This is a genomic window from Pectobacterium atrosepticum (genome assembly GCA_019056595.1).
GTDB lineage: Bacteria > Pseudomonadota > Gammaproteobacteria > Enterobacterales > Enterobacteriaceae > Pectobacterium > Pectobacterium atrosepticum.
On sequence record CP036163.1, the window covers coordinates 3,313,909 to 3,326,459 of the forward strand.

Genomic DNA, 12,551 nt, shown 5'->3' on the forward strand with positions numbered 1-12,551 from the left:
CAAAGAGCTGTCTTGAAAAAGTTCGCATTTGTTAACGATGCCGGATGCACTGCTGTATCGGACGGTGATGGCGTAAGGCGTCCGTGGATAAACGGAAAAAGGAGAGGGTAGGGAATATGGCATCGTACGAATTACTACTATATCAGTTGGAAAAGCTGGTGGCTTTGCCAGACAACTATTATCAGCCCTCGCAGTCTGGCTTGATAGATTCGGCGCCACGCCTGATAGCGCTTACGCGTCACTATAACGGGCATATTCGGCAGCGTGCGGTGCTGTGTTTAGGCTTCATGGATGAGGTATCTGCATTACCGGCACTGATTGAACGGGTGAACGATTGGGCTGAGCCGGTACGGCGTGCGGCCAAACAGAGCGTGCGGCTGCTGTTAACGCCGGATAATACCGCGAATTTTGTCGCCAATTTACCTGAGATTTTCTGGCTGCTGCAATGTCAGAGGGAAAATCACCAGCCGCTGGTGGATGAGATTGTCAGCTTTCTGACCGAGGAGGCTCACGCGGCGTCGCTACTGGCGGGGCTGTCTTCTGATGATAAAACCGTCGCTCGATTATCTCTGGATATTCTGGCTGAGCGTGACCTATTTCCGCTAAAGCAGATCTTTGATCAGGCGATGTTACATCGCGATCCGTTAGTGAGGGCTAACGCTGAGCGGTATCTGCTAAGCGCAGATCAGGATATTGATCGTGAGGTGATGGCGATTCTGTTGAAAGATACTTTCGCACCCATCAAGCAGGTGGCGTTGCAGTATGTGATGGATAATGCGTTCCCTGTTCCTGAGCCCCTGTTGGTAGCGCTACTGTTTGATAAAAATGCGCTGGTGCGCCAACGAGCCTCAGCGCTGCTGCGTGAGACAAACAACGATCCGGTTGCTCATTATCTTACGGCATTGGATCGGGCGGCAACCGTGACAGAGCGTAAAATCACGCTGTGGGGGCTGGATGAACATCGTTACGACGGCATTGTGGCGCTGGCGGAACGCAACATTGATGAGCGTTATCCCAGCCTTTATCACAGCGCCTTGCGTATTCTCATTCTGCGTACGGGTGACGATTCTCGCGAACGACTGTTGGCCTCCCTACGCCATCCTTCTATTGCTATTGCGAAGGTTGCGCGGAAGCTGTTTTATCAGCAGAAAATCTATTTGTCGCTGCCTGAACTTCAGCGCTGTCTGGAAGACGCGTCTTCCAGAGAACACATTGAGGTGTACTACTTTTTAGCCCAAAAGTTGAATAAATGGGACTGGCTGGTTTTCCTATTGGATAACGCGCAAGCAGAAAATGCTGCGCTAACGCAGGCTGGCGTGACGTATTGGACGCAGCGATTCAACCGTTCGGGCATCCTGCCGAATACCCGACAGCAGGCGCGTTTGCGGGAGTTGTTAGATAAAAACCCGCACGTTATCTCGCGCAAAAGCCCGTACATCGCTCTGTTTTTGTTTGGTGGCTGATTCGTTGCCTTCTATCCCTGCCCCAAAAAAATATGTTCACGATGGTATGCCATCTGTGACAGATCGGGCGGGTAGGCATCTGGCAGGTGGATTTGCTTGCCTTCGTATTGGGCGAAGTTGACGTCGCTGATGGCGCTTTTCAGCTTTTTGATGCGTGTAGAAAGTAGCATTTCCAGCGAGTCGTTGAAGCTGATCAGACCCATATCAAAGGCTTTGTCGTGCAGGTTGGACAGGCAGAGGCCGTTACTGGGGTTGAGGCGGTGTTCTGCTGCCGTTTTCCAGGGGCGAATGTGGCTGGCGACCAGCAGCGTGGGTTCTTCCAATCCGGTCACACAGCAGCGTTCGCCGTAATTACTGAGCACGCGTTTGCGAAATAGCTGCTGACCAATGCGTGTTTTCACCTGTGCGAAGCGCTCGCCGCCGTGATAATCACGGATGTCGCTCTCGTTGGCTTGGAATGGTGATGGTGCAACTGTCGCTGTCGCCGTTCCTGCTTCGAGCGATATCATCGCCTGCTGACACTGCTGTTCAAATAACTCAGGATTGCCGTCCATCTCCTGCCACAGTGCGCGGTCAGCGTTGGAGGCGCCGCGCAAACCAGTGCGGCCGGAGTCAATAATGAACGGGTCGAGGCTGGCGAGATTCACTAGCTTCATCGCCAGTGCAGAAGGTGTGCGGTTAATTAATGCCGCGTAGCGAATGATGTCGGGGTTACGCGAATGCAGCCTGCCAAACGGCAACTGACTGTACAGGGTGAAGGCGATCAGCAACTGATCCCGCGTCCAATGGTTGGTAGCAGCCATGCGTGTTTCGTCCGTTCGTTAGCGCATTCGGTTAGTGATAGCGCTAACTATGCCAGGTCAGTTCGAAAAATGCATGCGTTTGCCCCTGCTGGATAATTTGCGTGAGCTGCGCTAACGTTCTGGCAGCTTTCCTATCATGATGCCGAGAGACTATGTCCCGTTCTTATTCTCCCTTGTTCCGTCCCTTGTGTGCGTTGGCTCTGCTGGTGCTGGCGGGTTGTGCCAGCAAAACGGCGACGACGCAGGAATCGCGGCCTGCGGATGTCCGTGCGCAGTTGCTCAAGTTGTTGCCTGATAACGTGAAAGATCGTCAGGGTTGGGCAACCGACATCGCGACGGCGTTTACCGCACAAGGGCTCGATCCCAGTAATGAAAACCTGTGTTCGGTACTGGCGGTGACTGAGCAGGAATCGACGTTTAACGCCGATCCACAGGTACCGAATTTGTCGAAAATTGCCTGGCAGGAGATTGACCGCCGTGCGGAGAAAGTTCATGTCCCGGCGTTTCTGGTGCGCACCGCGCTACTCATCAAATCTCCTAACGGAAAAAGCTACAGCGAGCGGCTCGATAAGGTACGCACGGAAAAAGAGCTCAGCGCGATCTTTGATGATTTCATCGAAATGGTGCCGATGGGGCAGCAACTGTTTGGTCGCCTGAACCCGGTACATACTGGCGGGCCGATGCAGGTTAGCATCGCCTTTGCCGACGCTAACGCTAAGGGTTATCCGTATACCGTGGACGGCTCTCTTCGCCGCGAAGTCTTCAGCCGTCGTGGCGGGATGTATTTTGGCATTAAGCACCTATTGGGCTATTCGGCGAATTACCCGCAGTCTATTTATCGGTTCGCGGATTTTAACGCGGGTTGGTATGCCAGCCGAAATGCGGCGTTCCAGCGTGCTGTCAGCCGCTTGACGGGGGTTAAGCTGGCGCTGGACGGTGATTTAATCAACTACAGTTCGGATAAAGCCAGCGCCACAGAGTTGGCGGTGCGTGCGTTAGGGAAACGCCTGGACATGAGCGACAACGCCATTCGGCGTGGGCTGGAGAAGGGCAATAGCCTCGATTTTGAAGACACCAGCCTGTATGACCGAGTCTTTGCGCTGGCGGATAAATCGGGCAGTAAGGCTCCGCGCGCTATCCTGCCGGGGATTATGCTGGAAAGCCCGAAAATCACCCGTAAGCTCACCACCGCATGGTTTGCCCAACGCGTCGATGAGCGTCGGCAGCGCTGTTTGGTAAGAGCCAAATAGGCAACGCCCTCAATGAGGGCGTTAGTATCACAATGCTGGAAGAGCAAACCGGCCATTGGTTGGGCGTGATGCCACGTTCTTCGGCATTTTCGCGGAAATCTTCCAGCATCGTGCGGACATGGGGGATATCTCCGCGCTTCTCTAACGGTAGTCTCTACCTTGATAACAACGCGTGCTGTAAAGGCTGCTGTGGTGCGCTGTCGTCAACCTTGAAGTGGCTGACCAGCGATTCCATTTCAATCGCCTGTTCATCCAGTAATTGGCTGGCGACGGAAGCCTGTGAAACCAGCGTTGCATTCTGCTGCGTGACCATTTCCAACTGGCTGAGCGCTTCGTTAATTTGTGCGATGCCCAGCGACTGTTCATCGGCGGCGACCGCAATCTCATTCACCAGATCGCGCACTTTACGCGTGCCGGTGACGATGTCGTTAATCCCCTGATTAGATTGGTTCACCAGCTTCGTACCTTCATTGACGCTGGCAATGCTGTCGGAGATGAGCGCGCGGATTTTGCCCGCTTCGTCAGCACTACGCTGCGAGAGCTGACGAACTTCCGCCGCGACAACAGAGAACCCGCGACCATGCTGTCCGGCGCGTGCAGCCTCAACCGCGGCGTTCAGCGCCAGCAGGTTGGTCTGAAAGGCAATGGCATCAATGGCGGCAACCACCGCATTCACGCGCTGGCTGGTATCCTGAATTCTTTCCATCGCGTCGCTAGCGGATTCGGTAATGGTGCCGACACGGTGAGCCTGATCGTCCACTTCCGTTGTTAATTGACGTGCCTGTCCGGCAAAGTCCGCAGTTTGTTTTACCGTGACGGTAATCTCTTCCATGCTGCTGGCGGTTTGCACCAGTGAAGCGGATTGCTCTTCGGTACGCTGCGCCAGATCCTGATTGCCGTTAGATATCTCGCTACTGGCACGCCCGATGGTTTGTGAACTGCGCTTAATATTCACCACCATGTCAGCGATGTTTTCCAGTGAGGCGTTATAGGCCTGATTCAGCTGTGAAAGCTCGTCGGTTCCCGGTACGCGCAGGCGACGGGTGAGATCGCCGCCCATCTCACGAATGGTCGTCAGGGTTTGCTGAAGCTGCTCGTTGATACTGCGCATAATCATCGAAGCCAGACCCAGCGCCATCAGGAGAGAAATCAACGCACCAGCCAAATAGCTAATCCAGGATTGACGTGCATCGGCGGCTAAGGCGTTAACCTGTGCCGTCAGATCGTTGGTGGCAAGCTGCTCAACGTTCTTCAGCTCATCGATTTTTACTGTTTGTTGGTTAAACCACTGGTTGGCATCGATGGAGAAATTGCCGCCGGGAGAAGCGATAGCCTTATTGCGCATCTGGAGTGCGTTCTGGGCCGCAGGGTTGTTAAGAGCCTGTTCAAAAGCTTTACGCAGCTCGGCATTGGCGAACATGTTATAGGCGGTGATATACGCCTCTCCCTTACCTACCATCTGGTTCAGACGCTCGAACATCCCGGTAGCAAAACTATTGGCAGAGAAGGTATTAGAAAGCACGGCGCGTTCAAGCCCTGCCTGTTCTTTGACGTTCAGCAGGTTGTAATAGGCTGCCAGACGCTGAGCAATACCGCCGTCGCTGACCAAGTGGGTCATATCTCCGACAATACTCAGCAGATAGCTGACGGAATCGGAATAGTAGCCGAGTGCCTGCGTGACAGAGATCGACATGCTGTCGATATTGCGACGATACTCGTCAAGCTGTTGCATTTTCTGCGTAATTTTACCGATCTCGCCACTCACATCGTTACCGAGTTCACTGTCACTGAGATTCGCAGCCGTTTGTTGAAACTGTTGCTGTGCCCGATCGCTGGCTTGCCGCTGCGTAGTGAGTTCGGCACCAAACTTCTTCCCTTGGCTGCCAAAATAACCTGCGCTCATTCCGCGTTCACGCTGGAGCTGGTGGGCTAACTCGCCTGCGTCACGTGCTAGCGTAATCAGTTTCTCCATACGGATCATCTCATGCTCTGTGCTACGTCGCTCCATCACGCCGGAAAAACTGAACCATAGCAGAGCAAGGATGGGCGGGAGGAGGGCGAGAATGAACTTACTACGGATCGATATGTGATGAAGGGATTTCATAGGTGTGCTCCATATCCTGCAATCCGTCCTTTTCTGACATGTGCAGTTTGCAAAAGTAGACAGGGTTTATTTTAGTTTCGGCACAGGGAAGCAATGATTTAGCATTGATGATGCAACATCCATAAAAACAGTGCGTCTACTCTGGTTGGGCTTCTTTCATAAGAAGATTTCACTATTGAGGTATGGTACTACCCCGTCATCTTTCTTTTTAATAACCAAATGTAGGTATTTTAATTAAGGGTTTATGCCCTAAATAAGATCGTTAACTTATGCTATCGCGAGGGGCGGCTTTTTTTGCCACGGTATCGGTGTTTCTACTGTCTAGATAATAGTGAGCAGCATCGTGACGTTAATCAGTGAAATCAGGGTGAGAAAAAAGATAACGACGAGGAATGTGTGGCGAGAAGGTTTCATATGGGCTCCTAATTCGGCGGGTGAAAAACACCCGCCTTGTTGAAGGGATTAGAACCATTGGCCGAAGCGGCGGATGTAGGCGCGTTTGACCAGTTGTGCGACGGTGCAGTAGCCAATCAACGTGGCGGCTAGCCAAGGGAAATACTCCCACGGCAGCGGCTGTAAACCGACCAGTGGCCCCATCGGAGAGAACGGCAGATAGATGCCCAGCGCCATTACCAGTCCGGTCATCAACATCACCGGCAGCGCTGCGGTACTCTGAATGAATGGGATCTTCTGGGTACGCAGCATGTGCACGACCAGCGTTTGTGACAGTAGCCCTTCAACGAACCAGCCTGACTGAAACAGTGCCTGATGCTCGACGCTATTGGCGGCAAACACGAACCACATCAGCGCGTAGGTGGTGATGTCAAAAATCGATGACGTTGGCCCGATAAACAGCATGAAGCGACCAATATTTTTAGCATCCCATTTGCGGGGCTTGCGTAGGAACTCCTTATCCATTTTGTCCCACGGCAGCGACAGTTGGGAGATGTCGTACATCAGGTTTTGAATCAGCAGGTGGATCGCCAACATCGGCAGGAACGGAATAAAGGCGCTGGCGACCAGCACTGAAAACACGTTACCGAAGTTGGAACTGGCGGTCATGTTCAGGTATTTGATGATATTACCGAACGTCTCGCGACCTTTGATGATGCCTTCTTCCAGCACCATCAGGTTTTTTTCCAGCAGAATAATATCGGCTGACTCTTTGGCGATATCCGTTCCGGTATCGACGGAAATCCCGATATCAGCATCACGCAGGGCAGGGGCATCGTTGATACCGTCGCCTAGAAAGCCGACCGTATGGTCATTACCTTGCAATGCTTTCAGTACGCGGGATTTTTGTAGCGGCGTCAGTCGAGCAAAAATGGTGCGCTGTTCTACCAGCACGCCGAGCTGTTCATCGCTGAGTGCATCAATCTCGTTCCCTTCTAGCACCTCGCCCGGCTCTAGCCCGACATCGCGACAGATCTTACTGGTAATAATCGCGTTGTCGCCGGTCAGAACTTTAACCGTCACGCCGTTTTCATGCAGGGCGCGAATCGCGGCGGAGGCACTTTCTTTGGGTGGATCGAGGAACGTCAGCAGACCGCAGAGGGTCAGATCGCGTTCATCCACGGCGCTGAGCGGCATCGTGCTACCCACCGGGCTCAGCTCTCGTGTGCCAATCATCAGCACGCGGAACCCTTGCTGGTTGTAGCTCTCTGCCAGTTTTTTCAGCGTATTGCGACGTTCGTCGTCCAGTTCATGCCGCTGTCCGTTCTCACTGACATGCGTAGCGACGGCTAGCATCTCTTCTACCGCGCCTTTGCAAATCAAGCGTTGCTGGTTGTGTTCATCGGCAACAATGATGGACAGGCGACGACGAATAAAATCAAACGGCAGTTCATCGATTTTGCGATAGCGACCCAGCGCGGAGATGGCTGGATTATGGCGACCAAAATGCATGATGGCCTGATCCATCAGGTTTTTCATGCCGCTCTGGTGCGCGCTGTTGAGCCAGGCGAGTTGCAACACACTCTCATCGATCTGGCCCTGCGTGTTCAGGTGATGCTCAAGGATGATGCGATCCTGCGTTAGCGTGCCGGTTTTGTCGGTGCACAGTACGTCCATCGCGCCAAAATTCTGAATCGCGTTCAGCCGTTTGACCACCACTTTACGCCGTGCCATGGCAATCGCGCCCTTCGCCAAATTGGATGAGACAATCATCGGCAGCATTTCCGGCGTCAGGCCGACCGCGACCGCCAGCGCAAACAGGCTGGCCTCCATCCAGTCACCTTTGGTGAAGCCGTTGATCAGCAGCACGACAGGCACCATCACGATCATAAAGCGGATCAGCAGCCAGCTTACGCTGTTAACACCACGATCGAAGGCAGTTTGGGAGCGCGTGCCGACGATAGATTTTGCCAGTGAACCGAAATAGGTGTGGCTGCCGGTTGCCACCACGATTGCCGTTGCCGTGCCGCTGGAAATGTTGGTGCCCATCAGGCAGATGTTGGATAGCGCCAGCAGATCGCTCTCGCTGCCGCAGTCAGTGGGCTGACAGCCTTTGGCACTGATATTGCTGAATACATCGTATTTTTCGATTGGCAGCGATTCACCGGTCAGTACCGCCTGGCTGACGAACAGATCGCGGGATTCCACCAGCCTGACATCTGCAGGCACCATGTCGCCTGCGGAGAGGATCAGGATATCGCCGGGCACCAGTTGCTGAAGCGGGATTTCCTGCATGACGGCGGTGGCGCTGGCGTGAGGGCGGCGCAGTACGGTGGCCGTTGTCCGCACCATGGATTTCAGCGCTTCTGCGGCTTTATTGGTACGAAACTCCTGCCAGAAGCGTAGCAGGCCGCTCAGGCTAACCATCACCAGAATAATGATCACGCCAGTGAGTGAAGTCTCTTCGTTATTGCGCTGCGGCAGCCAGTAATCGGTGAAAAAGCTGATAGCGGCCAGCGCCATTAGCACGTAAATAAACGGGTTATTAAACGCGGCGGCTAACTGCACCAGCGCGTGCGGCGCCTTTTCATGGGCGACGCGGTTTTCGCCATAGGTTTGCTGACGCTCAATGACGTCATCATGGCTTAAGCCGTGCAGATGCGTATTTAGGTTCGCCAGTGTTTGATCGAGGCTGTTTTGTGCCTCACGGGCAATCGCAAAGGTGGCCGTGGGTGTCTTACGGGCGCGGCGATGCCCCGTTTGCGTGATCATATCGGTCATGATGCTGCTCTCTTAATGTTGCCTGTCCGCCGCGCACGGGCGCGCATCCCGGATAAAGGGACGTAAAGCGGAAAAAAATGAAGGTATTAAGGGAGGTAAACGGCGCAGACGGAGAGAACAGAGAAGTCGAGGAAGAAGACGGTCCTTATTCTAACGGATGCGGTTTACCGGGCCATCGAGGGTGCTCGTCCATGTTGTCTCCTTATCGCCGTGTGGCGAGATGTAAAATAAAAATAGTCGTCGGCTGACGAAATAGAGCACGTAGTTTAGTGGTGTAACCATAACCCTGTTTGCCTAAACCGGACGTCAACGTTTGTTCATGAATCAAACTGGGTGTGCTGTTGCCAGCGAGAAGGCGTTGCTGCGGCGTATTGCTCTGTGGGGAAAGGTTCTGAAAGGCATTGATTAAAAAGACGTGGTCGCCCCGCCGGATAGCCAGCGGGGCAGGTGAGAATTAATGAATTCTCAGCAAGTGGTCCTGATTCACTTTGAAGAAACGAACTGCATCGCGCAGCTGTTCTCCCTGTTCTGTCATGGCGTGTGCGGCTGTAGCGGATTCTTCAACCAGCGCGGCGTTCTGCTGGGTGACCCGATCCATTTGTTCTACCGCGACGCTGATCTCTTTGATGCCGATATGCTGTTCGTTGGAGGCCTGAGAAATTTCCGCAACGATATCCGTCACTTTTTTCACCGACTGCACAATTTCCGACATCGCCTGGCTGGCTTTGTCTGCTCGCGCGGAGCCGTCGGTAATCTTCTCAACGGTGCCTTCGATCAGCGTTTTGATCTCTTTGGCGGCGTTGGCGCTCTTCTGTGCCAGCGTCCGTACTTCACCAGCCACGACGGCAAAGCCTTTCCCTTCGCTACCCGCTCTGGCTGCTTCTACCGCTGCGTTCAGGGCAAGGATATTGGTCTGGAAGGCAATCCCTTCGATCACGGCGATAATATCGACGATTTTCTGTGAACTGTCGGAGATCTCATGCATGCGCTTGAGCATGTCGTCCACGATAAGCCCACCTTGAGACGCTGTTTCTGAGGTTTGCTGGGCTAACTGGCTGGCTTCTTTGGCGTTATCCGCGTTCTGTCGTACGGTGTGCGTCAGTTGCTGCATATTGGCTGAAGCCTGAATCAGCGAGGCCGCTTGCTCTTCGGTACGCTGCGACAGATCGCTGTTGCCCTGAGCAATTTCGCTGGATGCCAGCGAGATAGATTCGCTGCCGCTCATGATGGTGTGTACGGTATTCACCAACTGCCGGTTCATGTGGTTGATGGACGCCAGCAGGCTGCTGTTATCCCCCTGACGCAGCGTGATTTCTGTTGTCAGGTTGCCGGATGCAATCTCGGTCATGATTTCTTGTGCGTAGTGCGGATCGCCGCCGAGCTGGCGTGAAATATTACGTGAGATGACGGTGGCGATCATGATGGTTGCCAGCAGGGCGAGTAGCAGTAATCCCCAAACATAGTACTGTGATGTCCGGTACGTCGAATCAGCACTGGCGACGATATTTTTTGCCGTCGCCAATTCCATTTCCACCAGTTTCGCCAGATCTTTCATCAACTGGCTACGATACTTGGAAGAGCTTGCGCCGCTGATTTTACTGGCTTCTGCCAGATCGCCGCGATTCACGGTATCAATCAACGTGGCATTGACCGAATTGAAACCAGAGAAATTTTCGCCAATCACCTTAATCAGCGCTTTTTTATCTTCGCTGTTAACAACGGTTTGATAGTTTTTCAACGCGGCAAGGAAGGTATCGGCGTTTTGCAGTAACTCTTTGCGATGGCCTTCGCGTTCCTCAGGGGTTTTGGAGTCAATATACTGTATTTGCTGTAAGCGGGTTTCAGACAAGGAGCCACGCATTTCCAAGCTATATCGTACGCCGGGCAGGCTGCTGCTGCTTAATTCATCAATTCGACTGTTATTAACGCTAAGCTGGAGTAGTGAAACCACACCTAATAGCAACATCATTGCTATCAGGACGGAAAAACCGAGTAACAACTTGGAAAGCACTGTGAGTTGAGAAAATTTCATCGCTATTCTTATTGTTTATATAGAGAAGGTAATAGTGATAACGGCAAATAAAATAAGATCTTTATAATGTGGAATTCGATAAATTGGCTTTAAAGAGTAAATGGAGTTTAATGGCGTGCAGGTGCCATTTGTCGAAACTAAATCCTGATTAATGATTATTATATAATATATTATTTGTAAAAAAGAGAGGTGGCTAGACATTGTCTTAATAGATGTTTTTATTCTTAACGTTGAAGTGGGTCTATTCACAAATAGGGGAAATAAAATGTGATTGCCATCAATAATCAATAAATATTTATGTATTTAAAAATCCTAATGATTATATGTAACGACTTTGATTAATTAAATGACAAATTATTTCTTTTTATATCTTCAACAATAATGATGCAGCGGCAATGTTATTACTGCTGCACGATTATGCGTAGTTCAAAGAATCTCTCAGTCCAGATAGAACACGGGGTCGAGTGCATCGCTGATCGGACTGTTGTCGGGATTCGAGGGCATTACGTCGCCCATGTGTTTCCACCAGCGCTGGCAGACATCTGTTTGCGCAATCGCTTCCCAGCGCGCTTCTGATTCGACTTCCACATAGCCGAACAGCAGATTGCGCTGTTTATCCAGAAAAATACTGTAGTGGTGCGCGCCGTGGTTTTTCAGCACCTCTGCCAGTTCTGGCCAGATAGGATTATGACGGCGCTGATACTCGTCGTGGCTGTCAGGAAAAACTGACATCACAAAAGCCTTACGCAACATGGATGAGTCCCCGTAGTCGTTGGCAGAGCGCCACGGCGGTAATGCCGTGGCGATGTGAGACTGAAAGCAATTTTAGGCCGAAATGAGTTCTATGCTAAAAACCATTCTATGCATGAAAGCCATGCTACGTATGAAAACTCGAGCTATACGCGCAGCGCGGCTTCCAGTGGCGTAACACCGAAACGTTTGCCCAGAGCGATCAGTTCTTCGGTCGAGATCGTCTGCTTTTTACCCCCCATCGATCTGACTTTCACCATGACTTCGGCGGATTTTTCCGCGGTATCGATCAGGCCAAAGGCTTCATCCAGCGTCGGACCCGTGCCGAAGATGCCGTGGAAGGGCCACAATACCAGCGAATGACGCTTCATTTGCTCGGAAGTGGCATCGCCAATGGAATCGGTGCCCGGCACCATCCACGGCACAATCCCCACGCCGTCTGGGAAGACGACCAGACACTCCGTGCTGCCTTCCCACAGCTCACGGGTGAACGTCGCGGTATTCAGCTCCAGCACGTAGCTCAGGGCAATCAGATTGGTCGCGTGGCAGTGCATGATGACGCGGTCGCGCCCATGAGTTACGCCCATACGCACAATGTGTGACTGGAAATGCGAAGCCAATTCAGACGTTGGCAGGCCGCCGTTGGTGAGCCCCCAGAAAATACGATAGCCTTTGCCATCACTATCGACCTGCAACACCACCAGTGAGTCCGCTGGATCCAGTTGAACGTTGCGGAAAAATTTGCCGGAGCCAGTGACGATGAACCAGCAGTCCGCCAGTTCCGGCATCGGCTGTGATAGTGCTTCATGACGTGGCTGCGGAGAGAAATCGCTTTCATAAGGCGTCACATCTTCAGCCGTCAGGCGCAGGCTGACGTTGCCGCCGTTACGTTCGTCCCAGCCTTTGAGCCACATGTCGCTGGTGGCTTTAATCATTCCCTGTACAAACCAGGAAGAGAGAATTGCTTGCATAGTC

The 12,551-nt window shown here is 52.6% G+C and carries 8 protein-coding genes; 2 read left to right on the forward strand and 6 right to left on the reverse strand.

Annotation, left to right across the window (positions count from 1 at the left end; genetic code table 11):
* Nucleotides 1–116 precede the first annotated feature (116 nt).
* Nucleotides 117–1,463 (forward strand): HEAT repeat domain-containing protein, encoded by a 1,347-nt coding sequence (locus tag DCX48_15735; protein ID QXE15846.1) that lies wholly within the window; start codon nucleotides 117–119, stop codon nucleotides 1,461–1,463.
* 11 nt (nucleotides 1,464–1,474) lie between these two features.
* Here DCX48_15735 and DCX48_15740 read toward each other — a convergent pair whose 3' ends face one another.
* Nucleotides 1,475–2,266 (reverse strand): HNH endonuclease, encoded by a 792-nt coding sequence (locus tag DCX48_15740; GenBank protein QXE15847.1) that lies wholly within the window; start codon nucleotides 2,264–2,266, stop codon nucleotides 1,475–1,477.
* Between the two features lie 152 nt (nucleotides 2,267–2,418).
* Here DCX48_15740 and DCX48_15745 point away from each other — a divergent pair, with 152 nt between their 5' ends.
* The gene (locus DCX48_15745; protein QXE15848.1) at nucleotides 2,419–3,516 is read left to right on the forward strand and encodes a DUF1615 domain-containing protein; all 1,098 of its coding nucleotides are present in this window, start codon (nucleotides 2,419–2,421) and stop codon (nucleotides 3,514–3,516) included.
* A 154-nt stretch (nucleotides 3,517–3,670) separates the two neighbouring features.
* On the opposite strand, the gene DCX48_15750 is transcribed toward DCX48_15745, so the two are convergent.
* From DCX48_15750 to DCX48_15770, 5 genes are all read right to left on the reverse strand, one after another.
* Nucleotides 3,671–5,620 carry a methyl-accepting chemotaxis protein gene (locus DCX48_15750; protein ID QXE15849.1) on the reverse strand — a complete coding sequence of 650 codons (1,950 nt, stop codon included), beginning with the start codon at nucleotides 5,618–5,620 and terminating at the stop codon, nucleotides 3,671–3,673.
* A gap of 462 nt (nucleotides 5,621–6,082) precedes the next feature.
* On the reverse strand, nucleotides 6,083–8,794 hold the full coding sequence (gene mgtA / locus DCX48_15755) for a magnesium-translocating P-type ATPase (GenBank protein ID QXE15850.1): 2,712 nt from the start codon (nucleotides 8,792–8,794) through the stop codon (nucleotides 6,083–6,085).
* Between the two features lie 454 nt (nucleotides 8,795–9,248).
* Nucleotides 9,249–10,826 (reverse strand): methyl-accepting chemotaxis protein, encoded by a 1,578-nt coding sequence (locus tag DCX48_15760; GenBank protein QXE15851.1) that lies wholly within the window; start codon nucleotides 10,824–10,826, stop codon nucleotides 9,249–9,251.
* 438 nt (nucleotides 10,827–11,264) lie between these two features.
* On the reverse strand, nucleotides 11,265–11,579 hold the full coding sequence (gene rhaM / locus DCX48_15765; GenBank protein ID QXE15852.1) for an L-rhamnose mutarotase: 315 nt from the start codon (nucleotides 11,577–11,579) through the stop codon (nucleotides 11,265–11,267).
* A 143-nt stretch (nucleotides 11,580–11,722) separates the two neighbouring features.
* Nucleotides 11,723–12,547: a rhamnulose-1-phosphate aldolase gene (locus DCX48_15770; protein QXE17269.1), complete on the reverse strand. Its 825-nt coding sequence runs from the start codon at nucleotides 12,545–12,547 to the stop codon at nucleotides 11,723–11,725.
* Between the last annotated feature and the right edge of the window lie 4 nt (nucleotides 12,548–12,551).